Source organism: Caloramator sp. Dgby_cultured_2 (assembly GCF_028872215.1).
GTDB classification, from domain to species: domain Bacteria; phylum Bacillota; class Clostridia; order Clostridiales; family Caloramatoraceae; genus Caloramator; species Caloramator australicus.
In genome coordinates this window covers 1,527,961-1,545,291 of the sequence record NZ_CP118396.1, presented here as the reverse complement: position 1 = coordinate 1,545,291, position 17,331 = coordinate 1,527,961, and the positions used below count along the sequence as shown (strand labels likewise).

General features: G+C 35.1%; 12 protein-coding genes, 5 tRNA genes and 11 pseudogenes. 19 read left to right on the top strand and 9 right to left on the bottom strand.

From position 1 onward, the window contains the following. The first annotated feature begins 37 nt into the window (after positions 1 to 37). A pseudogene (locus tag PWK10_RS10570) lies at positions 38 to 660 on the top strand (single-stranded DNA-binding protein). A gap of 15 nt (positions 661 to 675) precedes the next feature. On the opposite strand, the gene dapD reads toward PWK10_RS10570, so the two are convergent. After that, positions 676 to 1,395: a 2,3,4,5-tetrahydropyridine-2,6-dicarboxylate N-acetyltransferase gene (dapD, locus tag PWK10_RS10565; RefSeq protein WP_274766001.1), complete on the bottom strand. Its 720-nt coding sequence runs from the start codon at positions 1,393 to 1,395 to the stop codon at positions 676 to 678. A 148-nt stretch (positions 1,396 to 1,543) separates the two neighbouring features. Between dapD and PWK10_RS10560 the strand changes: the two are divergent. From PWK10_RS10560 to PWK10_RS10550, 3 genes and pseudogenes are all read left to right on the top strand, one after another. Further along, a pseudogene (locus PWK10_RS10560) lies at positions 1,544 to 2,081 on the top strand (cob(I)yrinic acid a,c-diamide adenosyltransferase). 68 nt (positions 2,082 to 2,149) lie between these two features. Then, positions 2,150 to 3,531, top strand: a pseudogene (locus PWK10_RS10555) (hypothetical protein). A 281-nt stretch (positions 3,532 to 3,812) separates the two neighbouring features. Continuing rightward, on the top strand, positions 3,813 to 4,265 hold the full coding sequence (locus PWK10_RS10550) for a hypothetical protein (RefSeq protein WP_274766000.1): 453 nt from the start codon (positions 3,813 to 3,815) through the stop codon (positions 4,263 to 4,265). A 50-nt stretch (positions 4,266 to 4,315) separates the two neighbouring features. Here PWK10_RS10550 and PWK10_RS10545 read toward each other — a convergent pair whose 3' ends face one another. From PWK10_RS10545 to PWK10_RS10525, 5 genes and pseudogenes are all read right to left on the bottom strand, one after another. After that, positions 4,316 to 4,555 (bottom strand): aminotransferase class I/II-fold pyridoxal phosphate-dependent enzyme, encoded by a 240-nt coding sequence (locus PWK10_RS10545; protein WP_274768232.1) that lies wholly within the window; start codon positions 4,553 to 4,555, stop codon positions 4,316 to 4,318. 2 nt (positions 4,556 to 4,557) lie between these two features. Beyond that, a complete protein-coding gene (locus PWK10_RS10540) occupies positions 4,558 to 5,466 on the bottom strand; it encodes an aminotransferase class I/II-fold pyridoxal phosphate-dependent enzyme (protein WP_274765999.1) in 909 nt (302 codons plus the stop codon). A gap of 65 nt (positions 5,467 to 5,531) precedes the next feature. Next, on the bottom strand, positions 5,532 to 6,266 hold the full coding sequence (dapB, locus tag PWK10_RS10535; protein ID WP_446715247.1) for a 4-hydroxy-tetrahydrodipicolinate reductase: 735 nt from the start codon (positions 6,264 to 6,266) through the stop codon (positions 5,532 to 5,534). 10 nt (positions 6,267 to 6,276) lie between these two features. After that, positions 6,277 to 7,157, bottom strand: a pseudogene (gene dapA / locus PWK10_RS10530) (4-hydroxy-tetrahydrodipicolinate synthase). A 64-nt stretch (positions 7,158 to 7,221) separates the two neighbouring features. Next, positions 7,222 to 8,204 (bottom strand): annotated as a pseudogene (locus PWK10_RS10525) (aspartate-semialdehyde dehydrogenase). Between the two features lie 389 nt (positions 8,205 to 8,593). Here PWK10_RS10525 and PWK10_RS10520 point away from each other — a divergent pair. The 5 genes and pseudogenes from PWK10_RS10520 to PWK10_RS10500 all read left to right on the top strand — a co-directional run bounded on the left by PWK10_RS10520 (position 8,594) and on the right by PWK10_RS10500 (position 12,766). Then, positions 8,594 to 9,539 (top strand): annotated as a pseudogene (locus tag PWK10_RS10520) (ABC transporter permease). A 9-nt stretch (positions 9,540 to 9,548) separates the two neighbouring features. Then, complete coding sequence (locus tag PWK10_RS10515; protein WP_008907848.1) at positions 9,549 to 10,466, top strand: ABC transporter permease; 918 nt, start codon at positions 9,549 to 9,551, stop codon at positions 10,464 to 10,466. Between the two features lie 13 nt (positions 10,467 to 10,479). Beyond that, positions 10,480 to 11,497, top strand: a pseudogene (locus PWK10_RS10510) (ABC transporter ATP-binding protein). Further along, positions 11,497 to 12,487, top strand: a pseudogene (locus PWK10_RS10505) (ABC transporter ATP-binding protein). The pseudogenes PWK10_RS10510 and PWK10_RS10505 overlap by 1 nt, the downstream one beginning before the upstream one ends. Before the next feature lie 48 nt (positions 12,488 to 12,535). Beyond that, complete coding sequence (locus tag PWK10_RS10500; RefSeq protein ID WP_008907851.1) at positions 12,536 to 12,766, top strand: small, acid-soluble spore protein, alpha/beta type; 231 nt, start codon at positions 12,536 to 12,538, stop codon at positions 12,764 to 12,766. On the opposite strand, the gene PWK10_RS19890 is transcribed toward PWK10_RS10500, so the two are convergent. From PWK10_RS19890 to PWK10_RS19880, 3 genes are read right to left on the bottom strand one after another with little or no spacing between them, the layout of a single operon-like run. After that, positions 12,767 to 13,090 (bottom strand): hypothetical protein, encoded by a 324-nt coding sequence (locus tag PWK10_RS19890; RefSeq protein WP_446715246.1) that lies wholly within the window; start codon positions 13,088 to 13,090, stop codon positions 12,767 to 12,769. Continuing rightward, positions 13,077 to 13,238 (bottom strand): hypothetical protein, encoded by a 162-nt coding sequence (locus tag PWK10_RS19885; protein ID WP_446715245.1) that lies wholly within the window; start codon positions 13,236 to 13,238, stop codon positions 13,077 to 13,079. Before PWK10_RS19885 ends, PWK10_RS19890 begins: the two co-directional genes overlap by 14 nt. Before the next feature lie 38 nt (positions 13,239 to 13,276). Continuing rightward, positions 13,277 to 13,666, bottom strand: coding sequence for a type I phosphomannose isomerase catalytic subunit (locus PWK10_RS19880; RefSeq protein WP_446715370.1), 390 nt, complete (start codon positions 13,664 to 13,666; stop codon positions 13,277 to 13,279). A 146-nt stretch (positions 13,667 to 13,812) separates the two neighbouring features. On the opposite strand from PWK10_RS19880, the gene PWK10_RS10490 reads away from it, so the two are divergent. The 10 genes and pseudogenes from PWK10_RS10490 (at position 13,813) to PWK10_RS10440 (ending at position 17,296) form a co-directional block, all read left to right on the top strand. Continuing rightward, positions 13,813 to 14,541, top strand: coding sequence for a class I SAM-dependent DNA methyltransferase (locus tag PWK10_RS10490; protein WP_274765998.1), 729 nt, complete (start codon positions 13,813 to 13,815; stop codon positions 14,539 to 14,541). 11 nt (positions 14,542 to 14,552) lie between these two features. Beyond that, positions 14,553 to 15,427, top strand: a pseudogene (gene hslO / locus PWK10_RS10485) (Hsp33 family molecular chaperone HslO). A gap of 106 nt (positions 15,428 to 15,533) precedes the next feature. Beyond that, a tRNA-Val gene (locus PWK10_RS10480) sits at positions 15,534 to 15,609 on the top strand. A gap of 3 nt (positions 15,610 to 15,612) precedes the next feature. Continuing rightward, a tRNA-Asp gene (locus PWK10_RS10475) sits at positions 15,613 to 15,689 on the top strand. A 1-nt stretch (position 15,690) separates the two neighbouring features. Continuing rightward, a tRNA-Phe gene (locus PWK10_RS10470) sits at positions 15,691 to 15,766 on the top strand. Position 15,767: 1 nt separating this feature from the next. Further along, positions 15,768 to 15,843: transfer RNA gene (locus tag PWK10_RS10465), tRNA-Gly, on the top strand. A gap of 9 nt (positions 15,844 to 15,852) precedes the next feature. Continuing rightward, a tRNA-Cys gene (locus tag PWK10_RS10460) sits at positions 15,853 to 15,926 on the top strand. Positions 15,927 to 16,092: 166 nt separating this feature from the next. Continuing rightward, positions 16,093 to 16,436, top strand: a pseudogene (locus tag PWK10_RS10455) (BMC domain-containing protein). Positions 16,437 to 16,456: 20 nt separating this feature from the next. Continuing rightward, positions 16,457 to 16,866: pseudogene (locus PWK10_RS10445) on the top strand (EutP/PduV family microcompartment system protein). Positions 16,867 to 16,879: 13 nt separating this feature from the next. Then, the gene (locus tag PWK10_RS10440) at positions 16,880 to 17,296 is read left to right on the top strand and encodes a response regulator (protein WP_342455498.1); all 417 of its coding nucleotides are present in this window, start codon (positions 16,880 to 16,882) and stop codon (positions 17,294 to 17,296) included. Positions 17,297 to 17,331 lie beyond the last annotated feature (35 nt).

The window sequence follows — 17,331 nt, the reverse complement described above, 5'->3', positions numbered from 1 at the left end:
TATTTTAGATATAAAACACGAAGGGAGAGGGATGGGGATGCAAAATTTATTTTTGACAAACAAAGCCTATGTTGAGGGGAAAATAGTTTCACCTCTAACCTTTAGCCATGAAATGTATGGTGAGGGCTTTTACAACTTTTTCATTGAAGTTCCAAGATTAAGCCAAACTGTTGACGTTTTGCCGGTTACTGTATCGGAGAGGCTTATAGCCAACCTTGATATGTCCCAGGGAAATTTAATTTCTATAGAGGGTCAGATAAGATCCTATAATAGAGTGGTTGACGGGGCAAGTAGACTCCTTCTTACCATCTTTGCAAGGGATATAAAAAGGATTGATACAATTTCAGACAAGCCTAATGAAATAAGCCTCGATGGTTACATATGCAAGCAGCCTGTTTATAGAACAACTCCCCTTGGGAGGGAAATTACCGACATATTGATAGCTGTAAATAGGGCATACAACAAATCCGATTATGTTCCTGCTATTGCATGGGGTAGGAATGCCAGATTTTCTAGCAAGTTCGAAGTAGGGACCCATGTGAAGATTTGGGGCAGAATGCAGAGCAGGGAATATGAAAAGAAACTATCAGATGACAACATAGTAAAAGGATTGCCTATGAAGTTTCAATTTCAAAACTTGAAAAGGTAGAGGATGAATAAAGGAAGTAGCATTGACTACTTCCTTAAATCGTCTAATAGCTTTGTTTTTTCCTTTGTTTTGTCGTCAACCCTTTTTATAACCTTCGCAGGAACTCCAGCTACAACAACTCCGCTTTCAACATCGTGGGTTACAACTGAGCCTGCAGCAACAACTGAACCTTTTCCAACTTTAACTCCTTCTAAGATTACAGCGTTTGCCCCTATTAGAACATCATCCTCAATTATAACAGGATCTTTGCTTGGAGGTTCTAACACACCTGCTATTACTGCACCTGCACCAACATGAACATTTTTACCAATTTTACCCCTTGCACCTATTACAGCATTCATGTCGATCATTGAATTTTCCCCGATTTCAGCACCTATATTTATAACAGCTCCCATCATTATAACAGCATGATCTCCGATTGTAACTCCTTCTCTTATTATTGCTCCAGGTTCAATCCTTGCATTAACATGTCTTATGTCCATCATCGGGATTGCTGAATTTCTTCTATCCCATTCAATTCTATATTTTTTAATTTTATCTTTATTCTCTTCTAAAAATTTTTCCACAACATCGTTTTCACCAAATAATATATAAAAATTATCTTTGCCGTAAATTTCGATATTTTCAGGGCTTAACCCTTCAAGGTTTCCATCTACATAAACCTTAACAGGAGTTGTCTTTTTAGCTTCCTTTATGTATCTTGCTATTTCATATGGATCAGTTAAATCATATTGCCTTTGTTCCAACTTTATCACCTCTACCTTTAATTTAAAGTTTACTATGACTTTGCTTAATAATATATCATTTAATAATTATTTTTGTCAATTAATAGAAGGAGATTATTACAATTTATGCTATAATTATAATTGAATTATTATTGAAAGGGGTAATAATATGGGTAAGCTTACTAAGGGATGTATTCAGGTTTATACAGGCGATGGAAAAGGTAAAACTACTGCAGCAATTGGGCAGGGAGTTAGGGCAGCAGGAAATGAACTTAGGGTTTACATGGTGCAGTTTTTAAAGGGATCGGAAACAGGTGAATTAAAAAGTATAGAAAAATTAGATCCATATTTTAAAATATTTAGATTTGAAAAGAAAAGGGGCTTTTTTGGACGCTAAGCGATGAAGAAAAGGTAGAATTAAAAAGGAAATAGAAGAAGCCTTTGAGTTTTGTAAAAAGGTATTGAAAAATAAAGAATGCGACGTTTTAATATTGGATGAGATTATGGGGGTATTACATAACAAGCTTTTATCAGTTGAAGAAGTTGTAGAATTTTTAAAATCTAAGCCTGAAGATATGGAAATTATTTTAACTGGCAGAAATGTTCCAAAGGAAATCATGGAAATTGCTGATTTGGTTACTGAAATGAAAGAAATAAAACATTATTTTGAAAAGGGAGTTCCCGCAAGAAAAGGAATTGAATTTTAATATTATTGTAACCTAAATTGAAAAAGTGAATATTGTAATATTAACAAGCAATTTTTGAAGGGAGCTTTATGCTACAAATCACAGCTCTACATTATATTTACCTTATCTTTATTTTACTTGTAATTGCCTTTATGGTTTATAAGAAGGATACGAGTTTAATATGCATCATTGGAATTTTTGTTTTAGGGTTAGTTGCCACAGGTTCAGTTTATCAATCGATTATGGCTGTTTTTAATGGATTAGCCTATGCAATCAAGGAGCTTTTAGGAACAATTTTGATTATTTCCATAATCGTTGGTATGGGAAGTGTTCTAGAAAAAACGGGTATAAATCAAGAAATGGTAAGACCTTTTTAAAATTAATTAAAACACCAAGCTTAGCCTACTGGATAATAGGTCTTGTAATGATGATTATTTCCTGGTTTTTCTGGCCATCACCGGCAGTTGCTTTAATTGGAGCTATATTTGCACCGGTTGCAATTAAAGCTGGACTTCCGGCCCTTGCTGTAGCAATGGCTATGAACCTATTCGGACATGGAATTGCCCTTTCAAGCGACCTTTGTAATTCAAGGTGCACCAAAACTTACTGCAGGTGGTGCTGGAATTGAAGTGGCTGAGGTTATAAGGGCAAGCATTCCCCTCACAATTGTAATGGGACTTGTTACCACTGTTACAGCCTTCATTTTAATTAAAAAGACATGAAAAGAGGAATATTAAAGGTTGAAGAACAAATTAAAGAGGATAATATAAAAAAGGAGTCCCCGCTTTCACTATATTATAGAAAACTATTTGCAGTTTTAATTCCTATAGTTTTTGCATTAGATATAGTTATAATGCAAGCCTACAAACTTCAAGGTGGGGACGCAACGGCTTTAATTGGAGGAACGGCTCTGTTTATCCTTATATTAATACTTCTTTTCTCATCAAAAACAAAAGCGATTGATGAGGTTATAAATTACTTGATCGAAGGGTTACAATTTGGATTTAAAGTATTTGGCCCTGTAATACCGATTGCAGCATTTTTCTATTTGGGAGATGAAGGATTTTTAAAGATTATTGGGGAATTTCTTCCTAAAAATTCAACTGGGCTTGTAAATGATTTAGGACTTGCTCTATCTCAGATAGTTCCAGTAAACAGGGTTCTTAGTGCTGCATCCCTAACAACCGTTGGTGCTATAACCGGGCTTGATGGTTCAGGATTTTCGGGAATAAGCCTTGCCGGGACTGTTGCCAAAATATTTGGAACAGCATTAGGAAGTGGCACCGCCACATTAACTGCCCTTGGTCAACAGGCAGCTATTTGGGTAGGTGGAGGAACGTTAATTCCTTGGGCTGTTATCCCAGTTGCAGCAATTTGTAAGGTTAGCCCCTTTGATCTTGCAAGAAAGAATTTGATCCCTGTTGTTATAGGGCTTGTTGTTACAACTATATTTGCAATGTTTATTATATAAAAGGGACTGCTAACGCAGTCCTTTTTGTGACAATATTAGACATTATTGCATAAAATATATTAGAAAATAAAAGAGGTGGAGATCATGAAAAAAATGTTGAAGTAAAATATGATTCCTTTGAACAAATAAAGGAAGTTGATATAGATTTACATTTAAATAAAAAATTTTTTCGATGGGGTAAAGGGTAGAAGAGTAATTATTTTCTGTATTTTATCTCTTTTTTAAGAAGTATAATGAATTAGTTTACTAAAGACTACATAAATGAATTAGGGGGTGAGTTGATGAACAATCAAAAGGAAAGATTGCTAAATGAGGAAGTAAATTGTGAAGTTTGCAGCCAATCCTCAACTGGAGTAGGATGTGAATGCTGCTGCAATGGAAGTCAAAACATTACCTTTAAGCCATGTGAAGATGTAATAGATTATACTGTAGGTCCTTATGATTTAAAGTGTGAAGGAAGATTTTTGAAGGTAAGGGTAAGGCTTAAAAATGTATGTTGTAATAGAAAAATAAACGTTGGTGTATTGGTTTGTGAACCAGTTGATGGAACCTTTTATACAAGGGGATTCAAAGCTTGCCAAATTGTTGTTCCAGGAACAGGATGTAAAGATGTAACAATAGATGAATTCTGCTTTGTATTCCCTGATGAAGATCTTTGTAGAAGCAAAACCTATGTTGTTAAGGTTGTTGCACATTATGCAGAATTCCCAAGCTTCCCATTCTGCCCATGCTAGTTAAAAGTGGCCATCTGAAAAGATGGCCATACTTTTACCAATTAAAGATATTATAACCTATTTATAAAATCTTCAATCCTATTTAACCCTTCCTTTAGAGTTTCCATAGAACTTGCAAAGGAGATCCTTATAAATCCTTCCCCTAATGGTGAAAAGGCATCACCTGGAACTACTGCAACCCTTTTATCCTCCAGAAGTTTTGTTGCAAATTCTAAAGATGATAAACCAAATTTTTTAATCGATGGGAAAAAGTAAAAGGCACCGTTTGGTTTTACAACATCAAATCCTATATCTAAAAGTCTTTCATAAACAAAATCCCGCCTTTTTTATATTCCTCCCTCATAGAAATCGGATCCAAAGGGCCATTGGTAAGTGCCTCTAATGCCGCATATTGGCTAATGGATGAGGCACAGGAGTTTATATATTGATGAAGCTTGATCATTTCCTTAGATATATATTTAGGAGCAAGGGTATAGCCTATTCTAAAACCTGTCATGGAATGGGACTTTGAAAGGCCGTTAACCACAATAGTCTTATCAAAGACCTCCCTAAAGCTTGCAATGGATACATGTTCAAAATCATATGTAAGCTCGCTATATATCTCGTCAGATAGGATAAATATATCTTTATCCTTTACTAATTTTGCAATTTCATAAAGCTCAGCTTTATTTAACATAATCCCCGTAGGATTTGAGGGAGAAGGAATTATTATGCATCTTGTTCTTTCGGTTAAATGCTTTTTAATAAGTTCTGCTTTTAACTTAAAATAATGATTGGTAGTATCAATAAAAACAGGCTTTGCACCGCAAAGTTTTATAACTGGCTCATAACCTGGATAAATCGGTCCTGGGAGGATTACTTCAGAATTTTCGTCAAGGATGGTGTTTAGGGCAATGTAAATTGCTTCGCTACCGCCGCTTGTTATAATAATTTCATCGTCAGGATTGTATTCTATACCATACTTTTTGTAATAATTTGAAACTGCTCTTCTAAGTTCTAAAATTCCAGCATTATGGGTATAAACCGTTTTGTTATTATCTAAGGCAATCTTTGCAGCATCCTTTACATGGGTTGGAGTTTCAAAATCCGGCTGACCTATAGTTAGATTTATAGCATCCTTATATTGTGATACGAGATTATAAAATCTTCTTATACCTGAAATATGGATATTTTTTATCCTTTTATTTAAAAGCTCTTCCATTGTATCTTCCTCCTATTTAAAAAGCCCACCTTAAGGTGAGCTTTTCATTTATTTTAATACATCATTCATTGTATAAAAATTAGGCTTTTTCCTACTAAGAATTTTGCAGCCCTTATAGCACCATAGGCAAACACATCCCTTGATAGTGCAGAGTGGTTTATTTCAATAACCTCTCCTGCGCCTGCAAAAATAACAGAATGTTCGCCAACTATAGCACCGCCCCTTATTGCATGGATTCCAAGTTCCTCCTTTTTTCTTTTATCAGTTTTAGAATGCCTGCCGTAAACATATTCTAAGCTATTTTGAAGGGATGAATTTATAGCATCTGCAAGCATAAGAGCAGTTCCGCTTGGTGAATCAAGCTTTTGATTGTGATGCTTTTCGATGATTTCAATGTCAAAATCTCCATAAAGTATTGGAGCGATGTTTTTCAAAAGATTAGTTATAAGGTTAATTCCAATAGACATATTTGCTGAGTTTAATATTGGAATTTTTTCAGAAGCCTTCTTCATCTTTTCTTTTTCTTCAGGAGAAAAACCTGTTGTGCATATTACAAGGGGAACATTTTTATTAAGTCCAAACTCTAAAATAGAATCTAAGGCCAAGTGGTTTGAAAAATCTATTAAAACATCAACATCTTCCTGAACCTTTGATAAGGAGTCATAAACAGGATAAGGATTTTTTATTTTATTAGGTTCCCTATCAACACCACAAATGATCTTCATATCCTCCATTTGAGATATTATCCTTGTCAATACCTGACCCATCTTACCATTACAACCATGTAATAAAACCTTCATATCTTCACCTCTATAACTTAATTCCGTATTTGATCATTTCCTGCTTTAGTATTTCAAGGTTCTTTGGAGACATTTCAACAAGTGGAAGCCTTAATGTTCCAACATTCATTCCCATAAGGTTCATTGCAGCCTTAACAGGAATTGGATTTGTTTCTATAAAGAGAGCTTTAATAAGTGGGAGCATCTTTAATTGAAGTTGTTTTGAACCTTCTATGTCACCATTAAACCATTTTTCGCACATATCGTGGGTATCCCTTGGAAGGATGTTGGCAACAACAGAAATAACTCCCTTTGCACCAAGTGCCATCATTGGAACAACTTGATCATCGTTGCCTGAATATATGTCTAAATTATCGCCACAGAGCTGAGCAATTTCTGCAACTTGAGTTATATTGCCGCTTGCTTCCTTTACAGCTACTATATTTTCTATTTTTGATAGTTCGTAGAGAGTTTCAGGTAGTATATTAAACCCAGTTCTTGATGGGACGTTGTAGATAATTATCGGCTTTTTAACTTGAGATGCTATTGCTTTAAAGTGTTCGATAGCTCCCCTTTGGGTTGTCTTGTTATAATATGGTGTGATAACTAAAAGGCCATCAACGCCGATAGAATCAGCCCATTTTGACATTTCAACAGCAGCCTTAGTATTGTTAGAACCTGTTCCTGCAATAACAGGGATTCTTCCCTTAACAACATCTACTGTAAACTTTATAGTTTCCTTTCTTTCTTGTTCACTCATTGTTGATGCTTCGCCGGTAGTTCCGCATACTATTATTGCATCTGTTTTTCTTCAATATGCCATTCAATAAGCTCCTCAAGCTTTTTAAAGTCAACGCCATCCTCCTTAAATGGAGTTACTATAGCAACCCCTGAACCCTTGAAAAGAGTCATACAAACCATCCTCTCTAAAAATATATTTAATATTATTATATGCACAAAATGTTCTAGGTTACAATTAGTTATTTACAAGAAGTTCAGCAATCTGAACAGCATTAGTTGCCGCACCTTTTCTTATGTTATCAGCAACAACCCACATATTAAGACCATGTTCTACGCTAAAATCCCTTCTTAATCTTCCAACAAATACTTCATTCTTTCCTTCCGCTAAAATCGGCATTGGATAGATATTGTTTAAAGGATCATCCATTAATACAACGCCTTTACTATTTTTAAGTATTTCTTTAACTTCTTCTAAATTAAAATCATTTTCAAACTCGACATTTATAGACTCACTGTGGCCGTGGTAAACAGGCACCCTAACTGTAGTTGCAGTAATTTTAAGATCAGGTCTGTGCATTATCTTTTTTGTTTCTTCAATCATTTTCATTTCTTCCTTTGTGTAACCGTTATCCATAAAAACATCTATGTGGGGGATAACGTTGAATGCGATTGGATGAATAAATTTTTTAGGTGCAATCCCTTTTATACCATTTTGAAGATCCTCATATCCTCCCTGACCTGCACCTGAAACTGCTTGATATGTTGAATAAACTATTCTTTTAATTTTGTATTTTAAATCTAGGGGCTTTAATGCAACAACCGCTTGGATCGTGGAACAGTTAGGATTTGCTATTATTCCTTTATGCCAATTTATATCTTCTGGATTTACTTCAGGAACAACAAGTGGAACGTCATCGTGCATCCTCCATGCTGAGCTATTATCTATTACAACACATCCCTTTGATGCAGCAATTTTTGCAAATTTTAAACTTGTTGAGGCACCAGCTGAAAAAGAGCAATATCTATTCCTCTATCAAAGGAATCCTCCTTTAATTCCTCAACTATATATTTTTTTCCTTTGAATTCTATTTCACTTCCTGCTGATTTTGCCGAAGCAAAAAGATAAAGTTCATCGATGGGGAAATTTCTCTCGTCTAAAACCCTTAACATCATTCTACCAACCATTCCGGTGGCACCAACTACCGCAACCTTTGGCATGGTAATCCCTCCTTAAATATATTCAATAATAATCTATGAAAAAAATATTTATTAGATGTATTATACCATATAATTAATAAAAATTAAGATATCTTTAAAATTTATCCATAGGAAAAATTGACAATGACTTTAAATGATGTTATTATACATTTGCAAGATTTAGATATAATTAAATTCAAAAACGAAGAAAAATGGCAAGGAAAATGTCGAAATGTGAAATATTAATTTTTTTAATATTAATTGTCGAAAAAGAAATTAAATTATAAATTTTTAAAAAACGTAGTTTTAAACGTCAAAAATATTTTTTAAATATATTTATTCAAATTAGAAGGGGGATTTTAAAGTTTTTATTTAATAATAACTAAAAAAATATTAAAGGGGGATGAAAAATGACAAGGTATCTTTTAAGAAGAATTGGATACATGGTGTTAACCATGTGGGTAATCATTACAGCTACCTTTTTCTTATGAATACTTTGCCTGGTGACCCAATAAGGAATAAGGCAAAGCAGCTTCCACCTCAAATTCAAGAAAACTTGAGAAGAAGATATGGACTAGATAAACCAGTTCATATTAGATACCTTATTTACTTAAAAAATCTACTACACGGAGATCTTGGTGAATCCATAGAATTCCCAGGAGAAACTGCAAATAATATCATAAAAGATAGGTTCCCAGCGTCAGCAAGACTTGGACTTCAAGCTGTATTTTTGGATTAATTATAGGTCTTATTTTGGGTATTTTAGCTGCCTTTTACAAAAATACATGGATAGATTATCTTGTAATCTTTATAGCCTTAGTAGGTGTTTCTGTCCCGAGCTTCGTCGTTGCAGCCCTTATTCAGAAGTATTTAGCAGGGGGATTCTTCCCAATAGTTGGATGGCCTTCTGAAAATGTTTGGTTCTCGGGATGGCGATACACAGTATTACCTACATTTGCATTGTCATTAGGTAGTATTGCGATATACTCAAGATATATGAAATCATCAGTATTAGATGTTATTAACCAGGACTATATAATGACAGCAAGAGCAAAGGGAGTGCCTAATGTTCAGATAGTTTGGAAACATATTTTAAGAAATGCTATATTGCCAATTATAACAATATTAGGGCCTCAGATTGCAGGTATCATCACAGGAACCTTTGTTATAGAAAGAATATTTGCTATACCTGGACTTGGTGAATACTATGTTGCAAGTATAAACGCAAGAGATTATACAATGATTATGGCAACTACAGTATTCTTTGCATTCTTATTTATTCTATCCCTGCTTATAGTAGATATTCTTTATGGTGTAATTGACCCAAGAATTAGAGTAACTGGTGAAAAGAGATAGGGGGATAATATGCTTGAACTCAACAAGGAAAAGTTTCAAATATTAGGATGTGAAGGCCAAAATGCCGATGCGATAATGAGGCCTAATATAACCTATTGGCAGGATGCATGGAGAAGACTTAAGATGAATAAGGTTGCAATGTTTTCCATGTATCTTTTGCTAGTGATAATATTGATGTGTATAGTAGGTCCTTATTTAAGACCTTATGGATTTGAAGAGCAATTTATTGAGCTTGCAAATACTCCGCCTACTAAGGAACACTGGTTTGGGCTTGATCAGCTTGGAAGAGATATTTTTGTTAGATTATGGAAGGGCGGACGTGTATCTATAGCAATAGGTTTAATTGCAACATTTATCTGCACAGTTGTAGGTGCACTATATGGTGGAATTTCCGGATATCTTGGAGGATTAGTTGATGATGTTATGATGAGAATTGTTGAAGTTATCGTAGGAATTCCATACCTTATAGTTGTTATATTGATATCAATAGTATTTGAAAAGGGATTATTCTCCCTAATACTTGCCCTTGTTTTAACAGGTTGGACAGGTATTGCAAGAATTGTAAGAGGACAGATATTGCAGCTTAAGGAATCTGAATACGTTCTTGCAGCTCAAGCCCTTGGTGCTGATCCTGCAAGAATAATCATAAAACATCTTATTCCAAATACTATAGGTATAATAATTGTTTATATGTCCCTTAATATACCTTCATACATTTTTGCAGAAGCTTTCTTGAGCTTTATAGGTCTTGGAGTGCAACCTCCAAACACAAGCTGGGGTGCAATGGCTGCATTTGGCCAGCAAAACATGGATTTTTATCCATATCAGTTAATATTCCCAGCAGCAGCGATAAGCTTAACAATGCTTGCATTTAACTTACTTGGTGATGGTCTAAGAGATGCTCTAGACCCAAGACTACGTCAATAAAGGAGGTTGTGCCATGGAAAGATTGCTTGAAGTAAGAAATTTAAGAGTTTCATATCATACATACGCAGGGGAAGTTCAATCAGTAAGAGGAGTATCCTTTACCCTTGATAAGGGTGAATCCTTAGCAATAGTAGGCGAATCAGGTTGTGGAAAGACAGTTACTTCAAAGGCTATAATGGGGCTCATTCAGACGCCTCCAGGGGAGATCAAAAGGGAAGCGAAATATTATTCCAGGGGAAAAATATTTTAGAGTTTTCAAAAAGGAATGGCAACAATATAGAGGTGCTGAAGTTAGTATGATCTTCCAGGACCCAATGACATCTTTAAATCCTACTATGAAGGTAGGTTTGCAGATTGCAGAAAGCCTTATGATCCATAGGGGTATGTCAAAGAAGGAAGCTTTTAAAGAAGCAGTAAAGATGCTGGAAATGGTTAATATACCAAACGCAGAAAGCAGAGCAAACCAATATCCACACCAATTTTCAGGTGGTATGAGACAAAGAGCAATGATAGCCATAGCGCTTGCATGTAATCCTAAAATACTTATTGCTGATGAGCCAACAACAGCCCTTGATGTTACTATCCAGGCACAAATAATCGACCTTATGAAGGAGCTTCAAAAGAAGCTTGGAACATCAATAATTCTTATTACTCATGATCTTGGCGTTGTTGCAGATATAGCACAAAAATTGATAGTTATGTATGCAGGACAAATAGTTGAAAGAGGAAACGCAGAGGAATTATTCTATAATCCACAGCATCCATATACATGGGCTCTTTTAAGGGCAGTTCCAAGACTTGACTCAGAAAAGAAGGAGGACTTAATATCAATACAAGGAACTCCACCAGACCTTATAGCACCGCCTAAGGGATGTCCATTTGCATCAAGATGTCAATACAGAATGCAAATTTGTGATGAAGTTCCACCACCAGTTACAAAGATTAGCGAAACTCATGAAGCAGCTTGCTGGTTACATCATGAGTATGCTCCAAAAGTGGACATTCCTGTTGGTAGAGGAGGTGTATTATAATGTCAGAAGTAAGAATAACTGAACAAAAAGGTCAAGTTTCAGATGAGGTATTAGTTGAAGTTAAAAATTTGAAAAAATATTTTAGAGTAGGGAAAAATGCCATCTTAAAGGCAGTTGACGATTTGAATTTATACATTAGAAAAGGTGAAACATTAGGTATGGTAGGAGAATCCGGTTGTGGTAAAACCACAGCAGGAAGAACTATACTTGGAATATATAGCCCAACTGATGGTGAAGTTTTATTTGAAGGAAAAAATGTTCATAAGCTCTCAGGAAGAGAGAAAAGGAATATACTAAAGAGGCACAAATTATTTTCCAGGACCCATATGCCTCATTAAATCCAAGAATGACTGTTGGGGATATTATAGCAGAAGGAATAGATATTCATGGAATATACACTGGAAAAGAAAGATTAGAAAGGGTTTATGAACTTTTAAGAATGGTTGGACTTAACAAGGAACATGCTAACCGTTTCCCACACGAGTTTTCGGGTGGGCAAAGACAAAGAATAGGTATCGCAAGAGCCCTTGCGGTAGAACCTAAATTTATAGTTTGTGACGAGCCTATATCAGCTCTTGATGTTTCAATCCAAGCTCAGATTGTAAATATGCTTATAAAATTTCAAAGGGAACTTGGCTTGACTTACCTTTTCATTGCCCACGACCTTGCGATGGTTAAGCATATTTCAGATAGGGTTGCGGTTATGTATCTTGGTGTAAATGTTGAGCTGGCAGAAAGCTTTGAACTTTACAAGAATCCTTTGCATCCATATACTCAGGCGCTTTTATCAGCAATACCGATACCAGACCCAGAAGTTGAAAAAAGCGTCAAAGAATTATGCTTGAAGGAGAAGTTCCAAGCCCAATAAATCCGCCTGTTGGATGTAGATTCAAAGCAAGATGCAAACATGCAAAGCCAATCTGCGGAGAACTAAATCCACAGCTTAAAGAGGTTAGCCCAGGACATTATGTAGCTTGTCATTTATATTAATGAATAAAAAACACCTCCCTGTAATAATAAAACTAGGGAGGTGTTTTTATGGCTACACCTTTTAAGAAGGTAGTAAAGGCAAAGCTAAAATCCAAAAAGGAACTTACTCCAAAGGAAAAGGAAAGAGAAAAATTAAAATATGAAATTGCTGAGGAATTAGGACTTTTAGATAAAGTAAAAAAATACGGTTGGAGCGGTTTAACCGCAGAAGAAACAGGAAGAATAGGTGGAATTATGACAAAGCTTAACAAGGATGCAGGACGAAAATGGAACGAATAGCTATGCTGTTGTCTTAAGTAATGTTAAATTACCCTTTATTTTAAATTCACCTAGGGAGGCAGGAATTAGAAAACTATCCCCCATTTTTATTTCATAATCTCTATCATATATTAATTTTCCTTCACCTTCGATTGTAGTAAAGATTATAAAGGAGTTATTTGGTTTGTCTTTGAATTCTTCCTTTACATTAATTATATCTACATTAAAGTATTTGCAGCTTACTGCCTTTGCTATGTTGTAACCATCAAGTTCTATGAAAATTGGTTTTAATACTTTTCCTTCAAAATCATAATCTATAACATCTAAGGCTTTATCTATATGCAATTCTCTTTTTTCCGTCCTTATCAACTCTATTCCAATCGTAAAGTCTATAGGTTATGTCGCTGTTTTGCTGGATTTCTGCCAGTAAAAGTCCATCTAAAATTGCATGAACTGTTCCTGAAGGTATAAAAATTATGTCGCCCTTTTCCACAGGAACAAAGTTTAAAATCTCTTCAACAGTATTTTCTTCTAATGCTTTTTTAAACTTTCTTTAGTTGTCCCCTTCTTAAGCCCGTAAACAAGTTTTGCATCTTCTTTAGCGTCTATAACATACCACATTTCTGTTTTTCCAAGCTGATTTTCAACTCTTTTAGAGTAATCATCATCCGGATGAACTTGTATGGATAATTTATCGTTGGCATCGATAAGCTTTATAAGAAGAGGAAAACTATCGTATTTTTTACCAAGAATTTCCTTACCATAGAGCTTAATTACTTCATCTAATGCTTTTCCCTTTAAAGGACCATTTTTTATTATGCTCATTCCATTTTTATGACAGCAAATCTCCCAGCTCTCGGCAACATTACCCTTTGGAATATTTCTTTTAAAATAAGTTTCAAACTTTCTTCCACCCCAAATAATACTTTTATAAACCGGCTCAAAAACAATGGATAAAGCATTTTGATCCCCCTTTAAATTAAAATGGACAATTAATATTTTATAATATAAAATTATTATATCATAAAATAAACTAAAAGGATTCCAGATTTAAAGGTGGGAAGAGGATGCAATATAAAGATCTTGCCTTTTATTATGATAAAATGATGGATGTAGATTATGACAATTGGATTGAGTTTTTAGAATCGCTATTTAAAAGATATGATATTGATTTTATCGATAAAACTGCTCTAGAACTTGGATGTGGAACGGGCAACATGACTTTGAGACTTTCAAACTTAGGAATGAAAGTGGTTGCCGTTGATATATCTGAGGAAATGCTCAACATTGCAAGAAACAAGGTGAAAAGTAAAGGAGTAATTTTTATTAATGAGGATATGACGGAATTAGACATAGACAAAAAATTTGATTTTGTATTTTCCTTTTGTGATGGATTTAATTATTTAATTGAGGATGAGGAACTTTTCAATGTTTTAAAAAAGGTCTATAATCTTTTAAAGGATGATGGATTATTTATATTTGATATAAGTTCCGAATATAAACTAAAAAACTTGATAGGTAACAATACGTTTACGTATAATGAAGAGGATTATTCATATATTTGGGACAATTATGTTGATGAAAATATAATAGATATGTATATAACAATGTTTGTTAAAGAAGGAAAACTCTACAGAAGGATAGATGAACATCATGTCCAAAGGGCCTATTCGAAGGATGAAATGATTAATTTACTAAAGGGTGTTGGATTTAAGGATGTTGAAACCTATGAAAATTATTCCTTTAACAAAGATAAGGAAACGTCTGAACGAATTACGTTTGTAGTAATAAAATAGGAGGGAATTTTATGGCATATATATTAAGAGCAACAGCAGCAAATGGAGATGTAAGGCTTTTTGTAGCCATAACAACAGACATGGTGGAAGAAGCAAGAAAAATACATAATCTTTCCCCTACAGCATCAGCTGCACTTGGAAGATTTATTACAGCAGCTTCCATGATGGGGGTTATGTTAAAGGGAGAAAAGGATACTCTTACCCTTACTATGAATGGGGGAGGCCCCTTGGGAAATTTAGTTGCCGTGTCTAATTCTAAGGGAAATGTTAAGGCCTATGTTTCCCACCCAGAGATTGATCTTCCTCTTAATGAAAAGGGAAAGCTTGATGTTGGAGGAGCTGTTGGTAGGAACGGGTTTTTAAATGTAGTTAAAGATCTAGGACTTAGAGAACCCTATGTTGGGCAAGTTCCGATAAGAACTGGTGAAATAGGGGATGATATTGCCTACTATTTTACTGTGTCAGAACAGGTTCCATCAGCAGTAGCCCTTGGGGTTTTGGTAGATACTGATATTTCTATAAAAGCAGCAGGTGGGCTTATAGTTCAAATGATGCCTGGAGCGAATGAGTTTTTAGCTGACATAATAACCTTTAGGTTACAGGAAATACCTCCTTTATCACAACTTATTGCAGAGGGAAAAGCGGTGAAGATATTTTAAACATGCTTTTTGATGATATGGACCTTAAGATTTATGAAAAGATAGAGTGTAAGTATGAATGCGATTGTTCAAGGGAGAGGGTAGAAAGGGCCCTTATAGCCCTTGGCAGAGAAGAATTAAATAGACTATATGAAGAGGAAGACAGGATAGAGCTTCAGTGCCATTTCTGCAATACTAAATATGTATTTGAAAAGGAAGAAATAAAAAATATGATAGAAAACTTATAAAAAGGTGTTGACAAGGGTGAAAAAATAATATATTATATAACATGTCAGCGCCGCTGATGAGGTGTTGACAAGGTAAATCAAAGATGCTATAATGAATATGCGATGTGGGCGCCTAGCTCAGCTGGGAGAGCATCTGCCTTACAAGCAGAGGGTCACAGGTTCGAGCCCTGTGGTGCCCACCACGCGGCCCAGTAGCTCAGTTGGTTAGAGTGCCGGCCTGTCACGCCGGAGGTCGAGGGTTCGAGCCCCTTCTGGGTCGCCATGGCCAGATAGCTCAGTAGGTAGAGCAGGGGACTGAAAATCCCCGTGTCGCTGGTTCGATTCCGGCTCTGGCCACCATGCGGGAATAGCTCAGTTGGTAGAGCGTCACCTTGCCAAGGTGAAAGTCGCGGGTTCGAGTCCCGTTTCCCGCTCCAACTTAATATGGCGGCATAGCCAAGTGGTAAGGCAGAGGTCTGCAAAACCTTCATCCCCGGTTCAAATCCGGGTGCCGCCTCCATAAACAGCCTGCAAATTGCAGGCTGTTTTTATATGATTAAATCAACATGCAATTTTGACACCTTTTCGGATGTAGATAGTTACTTCCGAGAAGGTGTTTTTATTCATATTTTAAATTTACTGTGAATAGACATGTAATAAAAATTAGTAAGAGTGGAAGTGATACTTTGGCTGAAGACAAATTGAGAATTATTCAAGAATATGTTCCAGGAAAGCAAATAACTCTTGCCCATATCATTGCAAATCCTCAAAGGAGTATATATCAAAAGCTGGGACTAGATGATAATAAAAATGCTATTGGAATATTAACTATAACCCCAAGTGAAGCATCAATTATTGCAGCTGATATAGCTACAAAGTCTTCAGGTGTTGAAATTGGCTTTTAGACAGATTCAGTGGGTCGCTAGTTTTAATAGGTGACATTTCAAGTATAGAAGCTGCATTGAAAAAGGTAATTGAAACAATGGAAAACGTATTAAATTTTTCTACGGCGAAAATTACTAGATCGTAGGAGGAAAATATGAAAAAATTATGCTTATAGGGAAAAGTGGGTGTGGCAAGACAACACTAGTTCAAGCATTATTACAAAACGAATTTTTTATAAAAAGACACAAGCTTTTGAATACCATAAATGCATATTAGACACCCCTGGTGAATATATTGAAAATAGAAATTACATAAGAGCTATAATTTCAGAAGCAGTAAATTGCGATATAATAGCATTTTTGCAAGATGCAACCCAAGAAGATTGCATTTATCCGCCTAACTTTGCATATATTTTTAATAAAAGAATAATAGGTATAGTTACTAAGATAGATATAAAGAACTGTAATGTAAAATTTGCAGAGGAGTGCTTAAAAAGAGCAGGTGTTAAGGAGATATTTTATATTAGTTCATTAAAACAAATTGGAATTGATGATATAAAAAATCTCCTTTTATAAAGGAGGAGAGATGATGAAAAAAACCATAGTTATTGTTGATGACGAACCTATAACCAGATTAGACTTAAATGAGTTACTAAATGAATCTGGTTTTGAAGTAATTGGAGAAGCTTCTGATGGATTAGATGCAGTTGAGATTTGTAGGAAACTAAGACCTGATTTGGTTTTGATGGATGTAAAGATGCCACTACTTGATGGAATAAAAGCATCAAAAATAATAATAACAGAAGAATTAGCAAAGGCTGTTGTTCTTTTAACTGCTTACAGTAGTAGTGAGTTTGTTGAAAGAGCAAAAGAATCAGGTGTAATGGCTTATTTGGTAAAGCCTGTTGATGAAAAGACTTTAATTAATACAATAGAAATTGCGCTACATAAAGGACTAGAAATTCATAATATGAAAAAAGAAATAAAAAAGCCAAGGAAAATTTAGAAGCAAGAAAAATAATAGAAAAGGCAAAGGGGATA

Coding starts and splice junctions, on each gene's coding strand:
- PWK10_RS10550 (WP_274766000.1), top strand. CDS start 3,813: ATGAACAATCAAAAGGAAAGATTGCTAAATGAGGAAGTAAATTGTGAA.
- PWK10_RS10540 (WP_274765999.1), bottom strand. CDS start 5,466: ATGGAAGAGCTTTTAAATAAAAGGATAAAAAATATCCATATTTCAGGT.
- dapB (WP_446715247.1), bottom strand. CDS start 6,266: ATGAAGGTTTTATTACATGGTTGTAATGGTAAGATGGGTCAGGTATTG.
- PWK10_RS10515 (WP_008907848.1), top strand. CDS start 9,549: ATGCTTGAACTCAACAAGGAAAAGTTTCAAATATTAGGATGTGAAGGC.
- PWK10_RS10500 (WP_008907851.1), top strand. CDS start 12,536: ATGGCTACACCTTTTAAGAAGGTAGTAAAGGCAAAGCTAAAATCCAAA.
- PWK10_RS10490 (WP_274765998.1), top strand. CDS start 13,813: ATGCAATATAAAGATCTTGCCTTTTATTATGATAAAATGATGGATGTA.
- PWK10_RS10440 (WP_342455498.1), top strand. CDS start 16,880: ATGAAAAAAACCATAGTTATTGTTGATGACGAACCTATAACCAGATTA.